Source organism: Hydrogenophaga sp. (assembly GCF_011772445.1).
Classification (GTDB): domain Bacteria; phylum Pseudomonadota; class Gammaproteobacteria; order Burkholderiales; family Burkholderiaceae_C; genus Hydrogenophaga.
This window is the reverse complement of record NZ_WVZN01000024.1, coordinates 32,337-49,402: the sequence shown is the minus strand read 5'-3', so window position 1 is coordinate 49,402 and position 17,066 is coordinate 32,337. Positions and strand designations below refer to the sequence as shown.

18 protein-coding genes are annotated in these 17,066 nt (G+C 71.3%); 2 read left to right on the top strand and 16 right to left on the bottom strand.

Features of this window, described 5'->3' with window-relative positions; genetic code table 11:
* Positions 1 to 32 precede the first annotated feature (32 nt).
* Entirely contained in the window at positions 33 to 2,861 is a 2,829-nt protein-coding gene (locus tag GTO19_RS10810) for a molybdopterin-dependent oxidoreductase (protein WP_291020939.1), read from the bottom strand.
* Complete coding sequence (locus GTO19_RS10805; RefSeq protein WP_291020938.1) at positions 2,858 to 4,582, bottom strand: NADH-ubiquinone oxidoreductase-F iron-sulfur binding region domain-containing protein; 1,725 nt, start codon at positions 4,580 to 4,582, stop codon at positions 2,858 to 2,860. Before GTO19_RS10805 ends, GTO19_RS10810 begins: the two co-directional genes overlap by 4 nt.
* An 88-nt stretch (positions 4,583 to 4,670) precedes the next feature.
* Here GTO19_RS10805 and GTO19_RS10800 point away from each other — a divergent pair, with 88 nt between their 5' ends.
* Both GTO19_RS10800 and GTO19_RS10795 read left to right on the top strand, forming a co-directional pair.
* Positions 4,671 to 5,783: a substrate-binding domain-containing protein gene (locus GTO19_RS10800; RefSeq protein WP_291020937.1), complete on the top strand. Its 1,113-nt coding sequence runs from the start codon at positions 4,671 to 4,673 to the stop codon at positions 5,781 to 5,783.
* A gap of 60 nt (positions 5,784 to 5,843) precedes the next feature.
* Positions 5,844 to 7,136, top strand: coding sequence for a serine hydrolase (locus tag GTO19_RS10795; protein WP_291020936.1), 1,293 nt, complete (start codon positions 5,844 to 5,846; stop codon positions 7,134 to 7,136).
* A 3-nt stretch (positions 7,137 to 7,139) separates the two neighbouring features.
* Here the strand turns inward: GTO19_RS10795 and GTO19_RS10790 are convergent, their stop codons facing one another.
* The 14 genes from GTO19_RS10790 to GTO19_RS10725 all read right to left on the bottom strand — a co-directional run bounded on the left by GTO19_RS10790 (position 7,140) and on the right by GTO19_RS10725 (position 17,058).
* Complete coding sequence (locus tag GTO19_RS10790) at positions 7,140 to 7,811, bottom strand: 2-hydroxychromene-2-carboxylate isomerase (RefSeq protein ID WP_291020935.1); 672 nt, start codon at positions 7,809 to 7,811, stop codon at positions 7,140 to 7,142.
* Complete coding sequence (locus tag GTO19_RS10785) at positions 7,808 to 8,032, bottom strand: DUF1289 domain-containing protein (RefSeq protein ID WP_291020934.1); 225 nt, start codon at positions 8,030 to 8,032, stop codon at positions 7,808 to 7,810. The genes GTO19_RS10790 and GTO19_RS10785 overlap by 4 nt, the downstream gene beginning before the upstream one ends.
* Before the next feature lies 1 nt (position 8,033).
* Positions 8,034 to 8,549 carry a YbaK/EbsC family protein gene (locus tag GTO19_RS10780; RefSeq protein ID WP_291020933.1) on the bottom strand — a complete coding sequence of 172 codons (516 nt, stop codon included), beginning with the start codon at positions 8,547 to 8,549 and terminating at the stop codon, positions 8,034 to 8,036.
* Positions 8,546 to 8,962, bottom strand: coding sequence for a PIN domain-containing protein (locus GTO19_RS10775; RefSeq protein WP_291020932.1), 417 nt, complete (start codon positions 8,960 to 8,962; stop codon positions 8,546 to 8,548). The genes GTO19_RS10780 and GTO19_RS10775 overlap by 4 nt, the downstream gene beginning before the upstream one ends.
* Positions 8,955 to 9,179 carry a type II toxin-antitoxin system PrlF family antitoxin gene (locus GTO19_RS10770; protein WP_291020931.1) on the bottom strand — a complete coding sequence of 75 codons (225 nt, stop codon included), beginning with the start codon at positions 9,177 to 9,179 and terminating at the stop codon, positions 8,955 to 8,957. The genes GTO19_RS10775 and GTO19_RS10770 overlap by 8 nt, the downstream gene beginning before the upstream one ends.
* Before the next feature lie 57 nt (positions 9,180 to 9,236).
* Positions 9,237 to 10,148 (bottom strand): hydroxymethylglutaryl-CoA lyase, encoded by a 912-nt coding sequence (locus GTO19_RS10765; protein WP_291020930.1) that lies wholly within the window; start codon positions 10,146 to 10,148, stop codon positions 9,237 to 9,239.
* 13 nt (positions 10,149 to 10,161) lie between these two features.
* Positions 10,162 to 11,082 carry a glyoxylate/hydroxypyruvate reductase A gene (locus tag GTO19_RS10760; RefSeq protein WP_291020929.1) on the bottom strand — a complete coding sequence of 307 codons (921 nt, stop codon included), beginning with the start codon at positions 11,080 to 11,082 and terminating at the stop codon, positions 10,162 to 10,164.
* Positions 11,083 to 11,118: 36 nt separating this feature from the next.
* Entirely contained in the window at positions 11,119 to 13,128 is a 2,010-nt protein-coding gene (locus GTO19_RS10755) for an acetyl/propionyl/methylcrotonyl-CoA carboxylase subunit alpha (protein WP_291020928.1), read from the bottom strand.
* A gap of 1 nt (position 13,129) precedes the next feature.
* Positions 13,130 to 13,750: a DUF4126 domain-containing protein gene (locus GTO19_RS10750; protein ID WP_291020927.1), complete on the bottom strand. Its 621-nt coding sequence runs from the start codon at positions 13,748 to 13,750 to the stop codon at positions 13,130 to 13,132.
* 117 nt (positions 13,751 to 13,867) lie between these two features.
* Positions 13,868 to 14,650 (bottom strand): enoyl-CoA hydratase/isomerase family protein, encoded by a 783-nt coding sequence (locus GTO19_RS10745; protein ID WP_291020926.1) that lies wholly within the window; start codon positions 14,648 to 14,650, stop codon positions 13,868 to 13,870.
* A gap of 1 nt (position 14,651) precedes the next feature.
* The gene (locus GTO19_RS10740; protein WP_291020925.1) at positions 14,652 to 15,788 is read right to left on the bottom strand and encodes an acyl-CoA dehydrogenase family protein; all 1,137 of its coding nucleotides are present in this window, start codon (positions 15,786 to 15,788) and stop codon (positions 14,652 to 14,654) included.
* A 27-nt stretch (positions 15,789 to 15,815) separates the two neighbouring features.
* Entirely contained in the window at positions 15,816 to 16,343 is a 528-nt protein-coding gene (locus GTO19_RS10735) for a DinB family protein (RefSeq protein ID WP_291020924.1), read from the bottom strand.
* On the bottom strand, positions 16,331 to 16,732 hold the full coding sequence (locus GTO19_RS10730) for a PIN domain nuclease (protein WP_291020923.1): 402 nt from the start codon (positions 16,730 to 16,732) through the stop codon (positions 16,331 to 16,333). Before GTO19_RS10730 ends, GTO19_RS10735 begins: the two co-directional genes overlap by 13 nt.
* Entirely contained in the window at positions 16,729 to 17,058 is a 330-nt protein-coding gene (locus GTO19_RS10725) for a type II toxin-antitoxin system VapB family antitoxin (protein WP_291020922.1), read from the bottom strand. The genes GTO19_RS10730 and GTO19_RS10725 overlap by 4 nt, the downstream gene beginning before the upstream one ends.
* Positions 17,059 to 17,066 lie beyond the last annotated feature (8 nt).

Below are 17,066 nucleotides of genomic sequence, written 5' to 3'. Positions count from 1 at the left end.
GACCAGGGTCACGACCCGCGGCTTGAGGCAGCTCAAGCGGATGCCACCTCCGCGGCCGCGGGCCGCACGTCGACCGCACAGTACTTGAGTTCGGCGATCTTGCCCAGCGGGTCCAGCGCCGGGTTGGTGAGCAGGTTGGCCGCCGCCTCCGCGTAGGCGAAGGGAATGAACGCGGCATCGGGCGGCATGCCGTCGTCGATGCGCACCGGCAGCGAAATGGCGCCACGCCGTGAACTCACCTGTGCGAGCGCGCCCGCGCGCAGGCCCAGGCGCTCGGCCGTGGCCGGGTGCAGGCTCACCACGGGACCGGGCTCGATCGCGTCAAGCACCACGCTGCGCCGCGTCATGCTGCCGGTGTGCCAGTGCTCCAGTTGCCGCCCGGTGATGAGCACCAGCGGGTACTGGGCGTCGGGCTCTTCGGCCGGCGGCACCAGGGCGGCGGGCACCAGGCGCGCGCGGCCCTCGGGCATGGGAAAGCCATCGGTGAAGACGACCGGCTGGCCGGGGTCCTGCTCGTCGCGCACCGGGTAGGTCACGGCGCCCTCGCGCCACAGGCGCGGCCAGGGCAGGCCGGTGATGCTGGGCATGAGGGCACGCATCTCCTCGTACACGGCACCGATGCCTTGCGCCCCGTCGCCCGTGCCCGAGCCATCGGCCGCGATCCCGTAGCCCCAGCCCAGGCCGAGTCGCACGGCCAGTTGTTCGGTGATCCAGGCGTCGGCGCGCGCCTCGCCGGGCGAGCCCACGGCCTTGCGGCCGAGCTGCACGCAACGGTCGGTGTTGGTGACGCTGCCGGTCTTCTCGGGCCAGGCGGTGGCGGGCAGCACCACGTCGGCGAGCGCAGCGGTCTCGGTGAGGAAGATGTCCTGCACCACCAGGTGCTTCAGGCCCGCGAGCGCCTCGCGCGCGTGCGCGGCGTCGGGGTCGCTCATGGCCGGGTTCTCGCCCTGCACCAGCATGGCCGTGATGTCGCCGCGGTACGCCGCGTCGATGATCTCAACCACGGTGAGGCCGGGCTCGGCGCCCAGGGTGCCGGGCGCCAGGTGCCACAAGGCCTCGGCGCGTTCGCGCGCGGCCGCGTCGCCCACGCGGGCGTAGTCGGGCAGCACCATGGGGATGAGGCCGGCGTCGCTGGCGCCCTGCACGTTGTTCTGGCCGCGCAGGGGGTGCAGGCCGGTGCCGGGTCGGCCGATCTGCCCCGTGATGAGCGACAGCGCGATCAGCGCGCGCGCGTTCTCCGTGCCGTGCGCGTGCTGGCTCACGCCCATGCCCCAGAGGATCATGGCGCTCTTGGCGGTGGCGAAGGCGCGCGCGACCTCGCGGATGGCCTCGGGCTCGATGCCGCAGACGGGCGCCATGGCCTCGGGCGTGAAGGCCGCGACGTGGGCCTTGATGGCGTCGAAGTCGCGCGTGTGCGCGGCGACATAGGCGGGATCACCCAGGCCTTCGTCCACGATCACGTGCAGCATGGCGTTGAGCAGGGCCACGTCGCTGCCGGGCGCAAAGCCCAGGTAGCGCCAGGCGTGGCGCGCGAGCTCCGTGCGGCGCGGATCGGCCAGCACCAGGCGCGTGCCGCCGCGGATCGCGTTCTTGATCCAGGTGGCGCCCACCGGGTGGTTCTGCGCGGGGTTGGCGCCGATCAACAGCACCAGATCGGCGTGCGCCACGTCGCGCAGCGGGTTGCTCACCACGGCCGAGCCCAGGCCTTCCATGAGCGCGGCCACGCTGGAGGCGTGGCACAGGCGGGTGCAGTGGTCCACGTTGTTCGTGCCGAAGCCGGTGCGCACGAGCTTCTGGAACAGGTAGGCCTCTTCGTTGGTGCCCTTGGCCGAGCCGAAGCCAGCGACCGGGCTGGCGCGCCCGCGCGCAGCGCTGGCCGTGAGCGCGGCGCGAAAACCGGCGGCGGCGGCGTCAAGCGCCTCATCCCAGCTGGCCTCGCGGAACAGCTCCCTCCAACTGCGCCGTTCGATGGCCATCGGGTCCTTGGGGGCGTCGGCGCGCCGGATCAGCGGACGCGTGAGGCGCTCGGGGCTGTGCGCGTAGTCGAAGCCGAAGCGGCCCTTGACGCACAGCCGGCCTTCGTTGGCCGGGCCGGCTATGCCCTCGACGTGCGCGATGCGGTCGTTCTCGTCGACGTGGTAGCGCAACTGGCAGCCCACGCCGCAGAAGGGGCAGACCGAATCGACCTGTTTGAGCGAGGGTTTGGCGAAGGCGCCGTTGGCCGGCGCGATGGCGCCCGTGGGGCAGGCCTGCACGCACTCGCCGCAGGCCACGCAGGTGCTCGCCCCTATCGGGTCGTTCTGGTCGAACACGATCTGCGCGTGACCGCCGCGAAAGGCCAGGCCCAGCACGTCGTTGCCCTGCGTCTCGCGGCAGGCGCGGATGCAGCGCGTGCACTGGATGCAGGCATCGCGGTTGACGGTCATGGCGGGGTGGGAGTGGTCGTCGCCGACCACCTGGCGCAGGGCAAAGCGGCGCTCTCGCGCGCCGCTCGCGCGCGCCCAGTGCCCGAGTTCGCTGTCGTGCTTGAGCGCGTTCGTCGTGGGCGCGTCGGCCAACAAGAGCTCGAGCACCGTGCGGCGCGCGTTCGCGGCGCGCGGTGTGTCGCTGCGGACCACCATACCCGCCGTCGGCGCGCGGCAGCAAGACGGTGCGAGCACGCGCTCGCCCTCGATCTCGACCACGCAGGCGCGGCAGTTGCCCGCCGGGCGCAGGCCCTCGCTGGCGCACAGGCGCGGCAGCACCACGCCCGCGCGCTCGGCCGCCTGCAGCAGGGTCTCGCCGGGCGCGGCTTCCACCGCGCGGCCGTCGAGCGTGAAGGGCACGGGCGCCGCTTCGCGCGGCAGGTCGTTCGTGTTCACAGGCCCACCTCCTTGGCGAAGAAGCGCCGCACGCTGTCCACCGGGTTGGGCGCGGCCTGGCCCAGGCCGCAGATGCTGGCCTCGCGCATCACGGCCGAGAGTTCGTCCATGCGCTCGGCGTCCCAGCGCGGCGCCTGCATCAGGCGCACCAGTTGGCCCGTGCCGGCGCGGCAGGGTGTGCACTGGCCGCAGGACTCGTGTTCGAAGAAGCGCATGAGATTGAGCGCGGCGTCGCGCGTGCTGTCGTGCTGGCTCATCACCACCACGGCCATGGAACCCACGAAAGCCCCGTGTTCGGCGAGCGTGTCGAAGTCCAGCGGCACGTCGGCCAGCGCGGCCGGCAGGATGCCGCCGGACGCGCCGCCCGGCAGGTAGGCGTGCAGCGTGTGGCCCTTGGCCATGCCGCCGCAGTGTTCGTCGATCAGCTCGCGCAGCGTGATGCCCGCGGGGGCCAGGTGCACGCCGGGCTTGTTCACCCGGCCCGACACCGAGAAGCGCCGCAGCCCGTGGCGCCCGCGCCGGCCCAGGGCGGCCCAGGCCGCCCCGCCGTGCGCCAGCAGCGCGGGCACCCACCACAGCGTCTCCAGGTTGTGCGCCAGCGTGGGCCGGCCGAACACGCCGTGGAGGGCGACGATGGGTGGCTTCAAACGCGGCAGGCCGCGCTTGCCTTCGATGGATTCGATGAGCGCGGACTCCTCGCCGCAGATGTAGGCGCCCGCGCCGCGCCGCAGCTCGATGCGCGGCGGCTGGTAGTTCGGGAAGCGCGTCTTCAGCGCCTGCAGGCGCGGTGCCAGCGCGTCGATCTCGCGCCGCAGCATCGGCCGCAGGTCGTGGTATTCGTCGCGCAGATAGAGCCACACCTGGTCCAGGCCCACCACCTCGGCCGCGATCAGCACGCCTTCGAGCACCTGGGGCGCGCCCTCGCTCAACACCTGCCAGTCCTTGAACGTGCCGACCTCGCCTTCGTCGATGTTGACCACGCCGTGGCGCGGACCGGGTTGCGCGCGCACGATGTCCCATTTGCGCCAGGCGGGAAAGCCCGCACCGCCCAGGCCGCGCAGGTGGGCGGCCTTCAGTTCGGCGATGACAGCGTCGGCTGTGGTGTCACCCGCCAGCAGGCGCTGCAGTTGCGCCAGGTCGGTGGGCAGCGGCGGCGGCAACTGGCGGGGGCCGGTCTCGTGGCGCGCCACGTGGTCGGCAATCGACTCGGCCGTGGCCCGGGGCAACTGGCGTTGCCCCGCGCAGGCCGCGGGCGCCTGATGGCACTGGCCGATGCAGGGCGCTTCTTCCACTGCCACGTCGGCGCGGCCGGCAAGTGCCTCGCGCGTGCGGGCGAACAGCGCTTCGCCGCCGGCCATCGCGCAGGCCAGGCTGGTGCACACGCGCACGGTGGTGGTGGCCACGGCGGCCTCGTCATCGACCACCTTGAAGTGGTGGTAGAAGCTCGCGACCTCATAGACCTCGACCTGGCTCAGCCGCAGGCGCTCGGCCAGCGCGGCCAGGTGGCCCCGGCGCAGCGCGCCCTCGCCGTCGTTGAGGCGGTGCAGGTGCTCGATCAGCAGGTCGGCGCGCGGCGCCAGCTCGGCGCACAACGCGGCCACGCGCTCGCGCGCGGCGGGCGCGACCTGGCGGCCCTTGGGCGTGCGGCGCGCCGCCCCGCGGGCCTGCCGGTCCAGTGGGCGAATGGGGATGACCCGGGGGGTGTCGTGGGTGGTGTTCATCGCGCCTCTGCGGGCCGGTTCATGGGAGCCAGCAGGCTAGCACCATGAACAGCACTTAATATGTTCACCGTTTCACATATGACCCCACATGGCCAGCCGCACCAACCCCGACCCGCTGCGCGTGAGCCTTCAGCCGCACTGGCGCGTGGGCCGCGCGGACGCCGACCCGCTGGACGCCACCGCCCTGCTCGACCTGCTGGCCACCGTGCAGGCCACCGGCAGCATCGCGCAGGCCGGGCGCGAGGCCGGGCTGTCGTACCGCCACGCCTGGGGCCTGCTGCGCCAGGCCGAGGACCTGTTCGGCGAGCCGCTGCTGCTGCGCGGGCGCGGGCGCGGCTCGGCGCTCACCGCGCTGGGTGAGAAGCTGGTCTGGGCCGACGCCCGCGTCGCCGCGCGGCTGCAGCCGCTGCTGGAGTCGCTGGCCTCGGAGCTGGAGGGCGAGCTGGGCCGCGCGCAGCGCCGCACGCCCGCCGTGGCGCCCACGCCGCCCATGGCGCGTCTGCACGCCAGCCACGGTTTCGCGGTGGCCGCGCTGCGCGAGCAGCTCGGGGCGCGCCAGGTGCCGGTGGAGCTGCGCTACCGCTCCAGCCTGGAGGCGGTGTCGGCGCTGGCGCACGGCGAGTGCGACCTGGCCGGGTTTCACGTGCCCCTGGGCGAGTTCGAGGCCGCCGCCGCCCGGCGCTACCTGGCCTGGCTGCGGCCCGAGCAACACCGCCTGGTGCATCTGGCCGTGCGCACCCAGGGTCTGTTCGTGGCGCCCGGCAACCCGCTGGGCCTGCAGGGGCTGCAAGACCTGGCGCGACCTGGCCTGCGCTTCGTCAACCGGCCCGAAGGCTCGGGCACGCGCGTGCTGATCGAGTTGCTGTTGCAGCGCCAGGGCATCGCACCGCGTGCGCTGCTGGGCTACGACAACACCGAGTTCACACACGCGGCCGTGGCGGCCTACGTGGCCAGCGGCATGGCGGACGCGGGCATCGGCGTGCAGACGGCGGCGCACCGCTTCGGCCTGCACTTCATTCCGCTGCTGCGCGAGCGCTATTTCTTCGCGGTGCCGGCCGACGCGCTGCAACGCCCGCAGCTGCGCCCCGTGCTTGCGGTGCTGCGTTCACCGGCGTTTCGCGCGCGCGTGGCTGCGCTCAAGGGCTACGAGGCTGCGCAGACCGGGCGCGTGCTGACGCTGGACGAAACTTTTGGCGACTGAGCGGGCCGCTTGACGCTCGCGGACCACCGCCGTCTACTGCCCCATCCGGGAGGAACAACCATGCGATCACTGTTGCTGTCCCTGGCCCTGCTGACGGCCCTGCCCGCGCCCGCCGCGCCCCCCGATGCCGAGGCCAGCGACCCGGCCCGGCTGGGCTGGATGAAAGGCGACCCACCGCCGGCCGAGCGCACCATCCGCTTCGCCGACGGCAGCTACGCCGACTTCCCGGCCTGGCGCTGGAGCGTGTCGCATTTCCGCGAACTGATGCCCACCGTGCAGGTGTCGCGCGGCCTGGGCGCGCCGCGTGCGCTGCCGCGCGCCGAACGCCAGGACATCGACGGCCTGCGTTTCACGCCCCTGGGTGGCGGCGAGCCCATCACCTGGGCGCAGTCTCTGGCGCTCAACTACACCGACGGCATCGTGGTGCTGCACCGCGGCCGCATCGTCTACGAGCGCTACGCCGGCTCGCTGACCGAAGACGGCCAGCACGGCCTGATGTCGGTCACCAAGTCGTTCACCGGCCTGCTGGGCGCGGTCCTGGTGGCTGAGGGCACGCTCGACCCGGACCAGCGCGTGGACCACTACGTGCCCGAACTCGCGTCGTCAGCCTTCGGCGACGCCTCCGTGCGGCAACTGCTGGACATGACCACCGGCATCCGCTTCAGCGAGGACTACGCCGACCCCAACGCCGACGTGTGGCAACACGCGCGGGCTGGCAATCCCTTGCCCAAGCCCCCCGACTACCAGGGGCCGCGCAGCTACTTCGAGTACCTGCGCACGGTACGTCCACAGGGCCGCCACGGGGAGGCCTTCGGCTACAAGACCGCCAACAGCGACGCCTTGGGCTGGGTGATCGCGCGGGTCAGCGGCCAGTCGGTCGCCGAGCTGCTGTCGCGGCGCCTGTGGCGGCGCATCGGGGCCGAACAGGACGCCTACTTCACCGTCGATTCGATCGGCTCGCCCTTCGCAGGTGGTGGGCTCAACGCCGGCCTGCGCGATCTCGCGCGCGTGGGCGAGCTGCTGCGCAACGAAGGCCGGCTCGGCGGCCAACAGATCATCCCGCGCGCGGCGGTGGCCGACATCCGGCGCGGCGGCTCCCAGGCGGATTTCGAGAAGGCCGGCTACACCCTGCTCAAGGGCTGGAGCTACCGCAACATGTGGTGGGTGACGCACAACGAACACGGCGCCTACATGGCCCGTGGCGTGCACGGGCAGGCGCTGTACATCGACCCGAAGGCGGAGATGGTGATCGCTCGACTGGCTTCGCACCCCACGGCGGGCAACGCGGCGAACGACCCGACCTCGCTGCCGGCGTACCACGCGCTCGCGCGGCACCTGATGGTGCAGCCCTGAGCGTCAGCGCCGCTGCGCGCCCACCGCGGTGCGTGCAGGGGCCTCCCAGGCGCCGCTGTCGAACCAGGCGTCGCCATCGAGCCAGGCCTTGAGCATGGGCAGGGCGTCGAAGCCCCAGAAGATGCGCCCGTCCACCACCAGCGCGGGCACCCCGAACAGGCCCAGGGCCAGGGCCTCGTCGGTGTTGGCGCGCAGGCGCTGCTTCACGGTGTCGCTGTCGGGTTCAAGCCAGGGACGGCCGCGCTGGGCCATGTGGTCCTGCAAACGGGCCTGCAGCTCGGCCAGGCGCGCAGGGTCGGCCGCGTCGGCGCCGCCGTGCCACACGTGCTGGAACAGCAGCTCGGTGACGTAGCGGTTGGTCTCGCCGGGCGCTTCGTCGGTGGCGGTGGCCAGGCCCAGGCGCAGCAGGGGCAGCGGGTTGAAGGGGTGGGAGGCGGGCAGCTCGAGCCGGATGCCGTGCGTGTGCGCCAGCCACTGGATCTGGCGGTAAGTCCAGTCGCGCTTGGCCGGGATCTCGGCCGGGCCCAGTTGGCCGTGCGCCTTGAGCAGGCCAGCGAACAGCACCGGGCGGTGGTGCAGGTGCACGCTGTGGCCCATGAGCGCCTGCGGCAAGGCCGCGAAGGCCAGGTGCGCGTAGGGCGAGATGGGGTCGTAGAAGAACTGCACGTCTTTCATTCGACGATCAACTCCCGCGTTTCGAGCTGCGCCCACACGGCCAGCTTGTCCTCGTCGCTCATGCGGCTCCAGGCGCCGATCTCGCTCAAGGTGCGCAGGCAACCCACGCACACGTTGCGGCGCTCGTCGAGCCGGCACACGCTCAGGCAGGGCGAGGGCACGGCCACGGCGGGCTGGCGCATGCGGGCGCGCTTGAGGTTGGGGCGTTCGGGGGCGTTCATGTCATTCGGCCAGGGCCTGAACCACGTCGGCCACCGGTGCACCGGTGTAACGCTCCAGCTCCTGTGGGGTGAGTGGGAACACCGCGTGCGGGTGCCCGGCCGCGGCCCAGACCACGTCGAAGCGGAACAGCTCGCGGTCGATCAGCGTGACGGGCTCGTTCGCGTGCGCCAGCGGCGATACGCCGCCGATGGAGAAGCCGGTCTGGGCCTTCACGAAGTCCGCGTCGGCGCGGCCAAGCTTGTGGCCTTCGCCGCAGACCAGGGCCTGCACGCGCTTCTCGTCCACGCGCCGGTCACCCGAGGTGATGACCAGTACCGCGCGCTCGTCGCCCTTGCGGCGGAAGATGATGCTCTTGGCGATCTGGCCCAGGGCCACGCCCAGCGCGTCGGCCGCCTGCTGCGCGGTGCGCGCGGCGTCGTCGAGCATGACGGGTGCGTGCGCGTGGCCCAGCGCGGCCAGGCAGTCGGCCACGCGGCGGATGGCGGGAGAGGTCTGCAGTTCGGACACGGGGGTCATAAGGCGGTGGCGCCGCTCAGGCGGGCAGCGGTGCGGTCAAAGGTGAGCATGGTGTCGCAACCCATGTCGCGGTATCGGGCAAGGTGCAGGCAATCGGCGAAATCGGCCGAACCCTGTTCCCAGGCGTACACGGCCCGCTCGACGCTGGCCTCGTGCTCGATGCGCAGGTCGCGCGTTTCGAGCAAGCCCTTGAACACGCGCAACACGGCGGCCTTGTCCAGGCCCGCGCGGCTGCGCAGCACCCATTCGAGTTCGAGCAGAACACCCAGCGCGATCATCACGAGCTGCCCGCGCGTCGCGGCCTTGACCAGCATCCGCTGCGCACGCCGGGTCTGCTCCGCGTCGTCGGCCAACACCAGGCGCGCGATGACATGGGTGTCGAGCCCGACCGGGCCATCGGCCACCTCAGCCACGGCGCGGCGCCTTGAGTTGCTCGGCCGGGATGGGCTTGCCCTTGTACCCGGCGATGCCCGCAAGATCCTTCAGGCCGCGGCGCTTGGCCCGCATGATCACCGTGCCGTCGTCCATCAGCGTGAAGTTGAGCTGGTCGTGCGGTTGGAGACCCAGGCCTTCGCGCACTTCCTTGGGTATGGTGGTCTGGCCCTTGGAGGTGAGGGTGGCGTTGTACATCTCTACTCCTTACTTCTTGTCGATTGGTAAGGATTCTAGGTCGGCCCCGCGCCTGGCTCAAGCCTTGCGCTTGGCCAGCACCGCGCGCGCCACGCGCGAGTTGGTGGGCCGGCCCAACTGTTCGCTGATGTAGGCGCCGGCGTCGATCAGCGCGTCGAGGTCGATGCCGGTGTCGATGCCCATGCCGTGCAGCATGTAGACCACGTCCTCGGTGGCGACGTTGCCGGTGGCGCCCTTGGCGTAGGGGCAGCCGCCCAGGCCGGCGACCGAGGCGTCGAACTGCCACACGCCCATCTCCAGCGCGGCCAGGGTGTTGCCCACGGCCTGGCCGTAGGTGTCGTGGAAGTGGCCCGAGACGGAATCGATGTCGTAGTGCTTGAGCGTGGCGTCGAAGGCGGCCTGCACCTTCTTCGGCGTGCCCACGCCGATGGTGTCGGCCACGCCCACGTGCTCCACGCCGATGCCCTTCATCAGGCCCGCCAGGTACTCCACGCGCGAGGGCGGGACCTCGCCCTCGTAAGGGCAACCCACGGTGCAGCTCATGGCGCCGCGCACGGCGATGCCCTTGGCCTTGGCCGCCTCGACCACCGGCGCGAAGCGCTCGATGCTTTCGGCGATGCTGCAGTTGATGTTCTTCTGGCTGAAGGCCTCGCTGGCGGCGCCGAAGACCACGATCTCGTCGGGCCGGTCGGCCAGGGACGCCTCGAAGCCCTTCATGTTGGGCGTGAGCACCGAGTAGCGCACGCCGCTCTGGCGCCGCACGCCCTGCATCACCTCATGGTTGTCGGCCATCTGCGGCACCCACTTGGGGCTCACGTAGCTGGTGACTTCGATCTCCCTCAGGCCGGCGGCCTGCAGGCGGTGCACGAGTTCGATCTTGACCGCGGCGGGCACGGGCTGCTTCTCGTTCTGCAGGCCGTCGCGCGGGCCGACGTCGACGAGCTTGACGCGATTGGGGAGCGTGTTCATGGCGATGTCCTTTTCAATAGCCGCGCTGGCGGTCCACTTCGCCAGCGACGGATTCACCGCGACCCAGCGCGGCAATCTTGCGGGCGATCTGCTCGATGCTCTCCTCGCGCAGGGTGCGGGCCGAGGTGTGCGGCGTGACCGTGATTTTCGGGTGCTTCCAGAAACCATGCCCGGCGGGCAGGGGTTCGGTGCGGAAAACGTCGAGCGTGGCGCCGGCCAGGTGGCCGTTGTCCAGCAAGTCCAGCAGGTCATCGTCCACCAGGTGCGCGCCGCGCGCGAGGTTGATCAGGTAGCCGCCGGGCCGCAGCAGACCCAGGGTGCGGCGGTTGAGGATGTTCTCGGTCTCGGGTGTGAGCGGCAGCAGGTTGATGAGCACACGGCAGCTCGACAGGAAGGTGTCGAACTGCGCGTCGCCCGCGTGGCCGGTGACACCCGGGATGGCCTTGGGCGTGCGGCTCCAGCCGTGCACCGGAAAGTCGAACACCGTGAGCGCGCGCGCCACGCGCTCGCCGAGCACGCCCAGGCCCATCACGCCCACCGGGTAGTCGGCGCGGGCGCGCGGCTTGCGGTAGCTCCAGCGCCCCTCGCGCACGTCGGCCTCGTAGCCGTCGAGCTCGCGGAAATGGCGGATCACCGCGTGGCAGGCGAACTCGGCCATCTGCACCGACATGCCGGCGTCGTCCAGCCGCACGATGCGCGTGCCCGGCGCGACGCGCAGCTTGAGCAGCGCGTCCACGCCAGCACCGGTGTTGAACGCGGCCTTCAGGCCGGGCTGTTCGTCGAAGAAGGCCTGAGGCGGCGCCCAGACCACGGCGTAGTCGGCGGCGGGTGTGCCGGGCTGCCACACGCTGACGGTGGCGTCGGGGAAGGCGGCCTGAAGGCCCTGCTGCCAGGGTTCGGGTTTCTGTTGGCTGACGCAGACGGTGATGTGCATGGCGGCGAGCTTACGCGGGCGCGGGGCGCGGCCCTGTCACGCGCCGGCCAGCTTCAGCAGTTCCGCGCCCTCCGCCACCTGGTCACCGGGGGCGTACAGCAGCTCGGCCACGGTGCCGTCGGCCGGCGCGGCGATGGTGTGCTCCATCTTCATGGCCTCCATCACCGCCAGCGCCTGGCCCTTCTTCACCGCGTCGCCGGCCTTCACGGCGAAGGACACCACCTTGCCCGGCATGGGCGCGGTGAGGCGCCCGCCCTCGCCCTCGCCTTCGCCCGCATGGGCCAGCAGGTCGATCTCGACCAGGCTGGTGGCGCCGCGCGCGGTGAACACGTGCACGGTCTCGCCGGTGGTCCAGGTCTGCACGGTGTCGCGGCGGCCGGCGAACTGCAGGTCGAAGCGTCCGTCGTCCAGGGGCTCGATCAGCAGCGGGCCCTGCACGTCACCCAGCGCAAGCGTGAGCGCACCGTCGCGGCCATAGGTGAGCGTGGCCTGCAAGGTGGCACCGGCCAGCTCGAAATCGAAGCGGCGCGTGGTGAGGCCGTGCGAGCGGAAGCCATCGCGACGGGAGAAGGGGTCGGCGCCTTCGAGCGCGCGCTCGCCGAGCAGGGTCTGTGCCACGGCAGCGGCCACGGCCGTGGGCGTGCCCACGCGGTCCTGCTGGAACAGCACGGCCGACTCGCGTTGAATCAAGGCCGTGTCGAGCCGCGCCTTGGCGAAGGACTCGCTGCCCACCACGTGCCGCAGAAACTGCACGTTGGTGGCCAGGCCCACGATGCGCGTCTCGGCCAGCGCGGCATCCAGGCGCGCCAGCGCCTGCTCGCGGGTGTCGCCGTGCACGATGAGCTTGGCGATCATGGAGTCGTAGAAGGGGCTGATGGCATCGCCCTCGCGCACGCCGTCGTCGACGCGCACCACGCCGCGTTCGAAGGCCGCGTGCGCCGGCTTGCGGTAGACACGCAGCGTGCCGGTGGCGGGTAGGAACTGGTTGTCCGGGTTCTCGGCGCAGATGCGTGCCTCGATGGCGTGGCCGTTCATGCGCAGCTCGTGCTGCTGCAACGGAAGCGGCTCGCCGCCGGCCACGCGCAACTGCCACTCCACCAGATCCAGGCCGGTGATGGCTTCCGTCACCGGGTGCTCCACCTGCAGGCGCGTGTTCATCTCCATGAAATAGAAGCGCATGGCCTCGGGGTGGTCGTAGCCTTCGGGCTGCTCGACGATGAATTCCACCGTGCCGGCGCCCACGTAGTTCACGGCCTTGGCCGCCGCCACCGCCGCCTCGCCCATGCGCTGGCGCAGTTCGGGCGTCATGCCGGGCGCGGGCGCTTCCTCCAGCACCTTCTGGTGGCGCCGCTGCACCGAGCAGTCGCGCTCGAACAGGTGGACGCAGTTGCCGTGCGTGTCGCCGAACACCTGGATCTCGATGTGGCGCGGGCGCTGCACGTACTTCTCGATCAGCACCGCGTCGCTGCCGAAGCTGTTGCGCGCCTCGCGCTGGCAGCTCGCCAGCGCGGCGGCGAAGTCCTCGCTCTTCTCGACCACGCGCATGCCCTTGCCGCCGCCGCCCGCGCTGGCCTTGATGAGCGCGGGGTAGCCGATGCGGTCGGCCTCGCGCTGCAGCAGGGCCGGGTCCTGGTCGGTGCCGTGGTAGCCGGGCACCAGCGGCACGCCGGCCTTTTCCATCAGGCGCTTGGATTCGGCCTTGAGGCCCATGGCCTCGATGGCCGACGAGGGCGGGCCGATGAACACCAGGCCGGCCTTCGCGCAGGCGTCGGCGAAGGCCTCGTTCTCGCTGAGGAAGCCGTAGCCGGGGTGGATGGCCTGCGCACCGGTGGCCTGGGCGGCCGCGATGATGCGCTCCCACTGCAGGTAGCTCTCCTTGGGCGCGGAACCGCCGATGTGCACGGCTTCGTCGCAGGCCGCGACGTGTTTGGCGCGCGCGTCGGCGTCGGAATACACGGCGACGGTTCTGACACCCAGGCGGCGCGCGGTGGCGGCGACGCGGCAGGCGATTTCGCCGCGGTTGGCGATGAGGATCTTGTTGAACATCTCAGCTTTCCTTCGGGAGCGCGGGGAATGCGCGGCGCCAGGCCGCGCGGAAGAACTTGAACAGCAGCCAGGTGAGGGCCCACATGGCCAGCACGGCCATCACCAGCAAGACGGCGAACACCAGGGGATGCTGCGTGGCCAGCCACAGGGCGCCAACGACCAGGCCGTCCTCGAGCAGGCTCAGGCCCAGGTTGGAAAAGGGCTCGGGCGAGGCATTGGCCGCCGCGCGCGTGCTGGTCTTGGCGGCCTGGCTGGTGGCGGCCAGGGTGCCGCCCAGCAGCGCGGCGGTCAGCGCCATGGTGGCGCTGTCGGCGCCGAGCGCGCCGGCCGCCAGCGCGGCACCCGCGGGCACGCGGATCACGCTGTTGACCAGGTCCCACACGGAATCGACCCAGGGGATCTTGTCGGCGAAGAACTCGATGAAGAGCATGAAGCCGCTGGCGCCCAGCAGCGCGGGGTGCTGCAGCACCTGCAGGCCCGGGGGCAGCGGCAGCCATCCGAGCCAGCCCGCCAGGCCGGTGAGGAAGACCACCAGGTACAGGCGCAGGCCACTGGCCCAGCCCAGCGCGGCGGCCAGCGCCAGCAGCTCGGGGGTGCCCAGGGACTGCAGCGCGTGATTCATGTCGCGTTGCCTCCAGGGCTCCCGAGGAACTGGCTTTGCCAGGCCTCTGGGTGCGCCCCACTCCCGCCGCAGGCGAGAGAGGGGGGAGCCGCGAAGCGGCGCGGGGGGTGCTTCATCTCACAACCAGTTGGGCGCGCGCTTGTTCAGGAAGGAGGCCAGGCCTTCGCGGCCTTCGTCGCTGGCGCGGATGTCGGCGATGCGGCGCGCGGTGTCGGCGCGCAGTTCGGCGGTGAGCGGCTGGCCCGCCACGTCGCGCACCAGGGCCTTGCAGGCGCGTGCGGCGGCGGGACCGTTGTTCACGAGCGTGGTGACGATCTCGTCGACCTGGGCATCCAGCGTGTCGGGCGTGGCCAGTTCGTGCACCATGCCCAGCGCATGCGCCTGCGCGGCGCTGAAGCGCTCGGCCGTGACCATGTAGCGGCGCGCGGCCTGTGCGCCCATCGCGCGGATGACGTAGGGGCTGATGGTGGCGGGCAGCAGGCCCAGGCGCGCTTCGGACAGGCAGAACGTCGCGCCCTCCACGGCCACCAGCACGTCGCAGATGGCCGCCAGGCCCATGCCGCCGGCGTAGCAGTCGCCCTGCACACGGCCCACCACGGGCACGGGGCACTGGTCCAGGGTCCAGAGCATGTCGGCCAGGCGCTGCGCGTCGGCGCGGTTCTCGTCCCACGAGTAGCCGGCCATGGCCTTCATCCAGTTCAGGTCGGCGCCGGCGCAGAAGGCCTTGCCGTGCGCGCCGAGCACCACCACGCGCAGGTCCTTGTCCTGCGACAGGGATTCGAAGGTGCGCGTGAGCGCGGCGATCACCTCGTCGTTGAAGGCGTTGCGCACGTCGGGGCGGTTGAGCCACACGCGCGCCACGTGGGCGCAGGGGCGGGACACATCGATCACGTCGCTCATCTCAATACCTCTTTGCCACTTCTTCCAGCATCACCTCGGTCGCGCCGCCGCCGATGGCCAGCACGCGCGCGTCGCGCCACAGGCGTTCGATCGCCGTCTCGCGGATGAAGCCCATGCCGCCGTGGAACTGCTGGCAGGTCTGCACCACCTCGTTCACCAGCTCGCCGGTGAGGGCCTTGAGCATGGACACGTCCTGCACGATGTCTTTGCCTTGCGTGACGGCCCAGGCGCAGTGGTACATGAACTGCCGGGCCGCGCGCACCTTGGCGTCGAGCATGGACAGGCGCTGGCGGATGACTTGCTGGTCCCACAGCGGCCCGCCGAAGGCCTGGCGCTGGCGCACGTGGTCCAGCGTGAGCTGCAAAGCGCGCTGGCAGTGGCCCACGGCCATGGCGCCCAGGGCAATGCGCTCGGTCTGGAAGTTCTTCATGACGGCGTAGAAGCCTTTGCCCTCCTCGCCCAGCAGGTTGGCCGCGGGCACGCGCACCTTGTCGAACACCAGCTCGGCGGTGTCGGAGCTGAGCCAGCCCGTCTTGTGCAGGGCGCGGCCCACGGTGAAGCCGGGCGTGCCTTTCTCGACGATGAACATCGAGACCTCGCGCTTGCCCGGTCCGGTCTTGGCCGCGACGAAGTAGAGGTCGGCGTGCACGCCGTTGGTGATGAACATCTTGGTGCCGTTGATGACCCAGTCGTCGCCGTCGCGCACGGCGCGCGTGCGTATGCCGGCGACGTCGGAGCCCGCGCCGGGCTCGGTGATGGCCACCGCGCAGATCGACTCGCCTGCGCAGACCTTGGGCAAGTGCTTCGCTTTCTGCGCGGCGTTGCCGGCGTGGTGCAGGTGCGGACCGGCCATGTCGGTGTGCACCAGCACGGTGATGACGAAGCCCGCGAAGGTGCTTTGCGACAGCGCCTCGGCGAACACGAGGTTGGTCAGCGCGTCCGCGTCGCCGCCACCGTATTCGCCTTCGAAGGCGATGCCCAGCAGGCCGGCCTGGCCCATGCGGCGCAGCACCTCGCGCGGCACCATGCCGCGCTCTTCCCAGGCCTGGGCGTGCGGCTCCACCTCGCGCGCGATGAAACGCGCCACCTGCTCGCGCAGGGTCTGGTGTTCGGGGGTGTCGTAGATCGTGGTGTCCAAGGGCTTGTCTCCATGGTGGCGCCGGCTTCAGCCGGTCTGGGCTTCCTGCATCTGCAGGAAGTACACGAGGTCGAGCTCGGGACCGGGCTGCCCGAGCAGGGTGAGCGCCGCCGTGATCTGGCCGCGGTGGTGCGTGGCGTGGTTGAACACATGGGCCAGGGTCGGCGCGAACGGCAGGCCCACCACGGCGCCCGTCATTCGGGTGTAGCGGATGCGGCCATCGAAGCGCTCGGCCGGCCAGGCCGAGATGGCCGCTTCCCAGGCCATCGCGCCATCCAGCACCGCCTGCGCGAGCCGCGCGCGGTCGGGCTCGGCCTCCATGTCCAGCTTGAGCGCGGGAGATTCGCCGTGCGCGAAGCGGCGGAACCACAGCAAGGTCTCGCCCACCAGCAGGTGGTTCAGCGTGCCGTGCACGCTTTTGAAGAACAGGCCGACGTCGCGGCGGTAGGCCTCGTCGCTCAAGGGCGCCACCGCGTCCAGCAGGCGCCGCGTGGCCCAGGCGTGGTAGCGCGCGAACGTGAGGAAGTGGCCACGCCAGGGGCTCAGTGCGGCCATGTGTCCAGGCCTCCCAGGTCCTTGAGCGACTCGAAGTCGGCGTCTCGGTGCAGCAGCACGTGACCGTGCGTCATGCAGTAGCTCGCCAGCAGCACGTCGATGGGGCTGCGAACGGTGCGCCCCTTGGCGCGCAGGCGGCGGTAGTGTTCGGCGGCCTGCAGTGCGTTGTCCGCACCGCCAATCTCCACCTGCGGCAAGGCGCCCATCAAGGCCTGCGCCTCCCGCATCAGAGGGCCGCTCCGGAATCCCCGCATCACCTCGAACAGGACGAGGTCGGGCATGCCGAGCTCCCGGCTGGAATCGCCCAGGCATTGCGCCAACACCAGTGACGGTGCGCTGTGCCCGCCCCGGAAGAAGTCGATCCAGACGCTGGAATCCACCAGGATCATGGGCGCTTGCTCCGCGCGCGGGCCGAGGCCTTGCCTGGCTTCGCCGGTTGGGCCTTACCCGCAGAGGCGGCCTTGCCAGTTGCGGCATAGGACGGCACCGGCTCTTGCACCGTGAGTGTGGGGGCGCCCTCTTCAAGGGCCTGCGCCCAGCCCTCGTCGGAGTCGTCCCACTGGAGCTTGCCGCGCAAGGCCAGCAAGCCGTCGTACACCTTGCGGCGACGCACGAGCCGCAAGCCTTCTTCGACCGCCTCCTTCTTGGTCTTGAAGCCGCCCGCCTCCATGGCGGCGGCCATCAAGTCATCGTCGATATCGATGTTCGTTCGCATGCGACCCA

Excerpts from the sequence above, each read along its gene's own strand:
- GTO19_RS10780 (WP_291020933.1), bottom strand. The coding sequence starts at position 8,549 with ATGACCCCCGTGTCCGAACTGCAGACCTCTCCCGCCATCCGCCGCGTG.
- GTO19_RS10755 (WP_291020928.1), bottom strand. The coding sequence starts at position 13,128 with ATGTTCAACAAGATCCTCATCGCCAACCGCGGCGAAATCGCCTGCCGC.
- GTO19_RS10785 (WP_291020934.1), bottom strand. The coding sequence starts at position 8,032 with ATGAACGCCCCCGAACGCCCCAACCTCAAGCGCGCCCGCATGCGCCAG.
- GTO19_RS10745 (WP_291020926.1), bottom strand. The coding sequence starts at position 14,650 with ATGAGCGACGTGATCGATGTGTCCCGCCCCTGCGCCCACGTGGCGCGC.
- GTO19_RS10765 (WP_291020930.1), bottom strand. The coding sequence starts at position 10,148 with ATGAACACGCTCCCCAATCGCGTCAAGCTCGTCGACGTCGGCCCGCGC.
- GTO19_RS10730 (WP_291020923.1), bottom strand. The coding sequence starts at position 16,732 with ATGATCCTGGTGGATTCCAGCGTCTGGATCGACTTCTTCCGGGGCGGG.
- GTO19_RS10800 (WP_291020937.1), top strand. The coding sequence starts at position 4,671 with ATGGCCAGCCGCACCAACCCCGACCCGCTGCGCGTGAGCCTTCAGCCG.
- GTO19_RS10725 (WP_291020922.1), bottom strand. The coding sequence starts at position 17,058 with ATGCGAACGAACATCGATATCGACGATGACTTGATGGCCGCCGCCATG.
- GTO19_RS10790 (WP_291020935.1), bottom strand. The coding sequence starts at position 7,811 with ATGAAAGACGTGCAGTTCTTCTACGACCCCATCTCGCCCTACGCGCAC.
- GTO19_RS10750 (WP_291020927.1), bottom strand. The coding sequence starts at position 13,750 with ATGAATCACGCGCTGCAGTCCCTGGGCACCCCCGAGCTGCTGGCGCTG.
- GTO19_RS10770 (WP_291020931.1), bottom strand. The coding sequence starts at position 9,179 with ATGTACAACGCCACCCTCACCTCCAAGGGCCAGACCACCATACCCAAG.
- GTO19_RS10795 (WP_291020936.1), top strand. The coding sequence starts at position 5,844 with ATGCGATCACTGTTGCTGTCCCTGGCCCTGCTGACGGCCCTGCCCGCG.
- GTO19_RS10735 (WP_291020924.1), bottom strand. The coding sequence starts at position 16,343 with ATGGCCGCACTGAGCCCCTGGCGTGGCCACTTCCTCACGTTCGCGCGC.
- GTO19_RS10805 (WP_291020938.1), bottom strand. The coding sequence starts at position 4,582 with ATGAACACCACCCACGACACCCCCCGGGTCATCCCCATTCGCCCACTG.
- GTO19_RS10760 (WP_291020929.1), bottom strand. The coding sequence starts at position 11,082 with ATGCACATCACCGTCTGCGTCAGCCAACAGAAACCCGAACCCTGGCAG.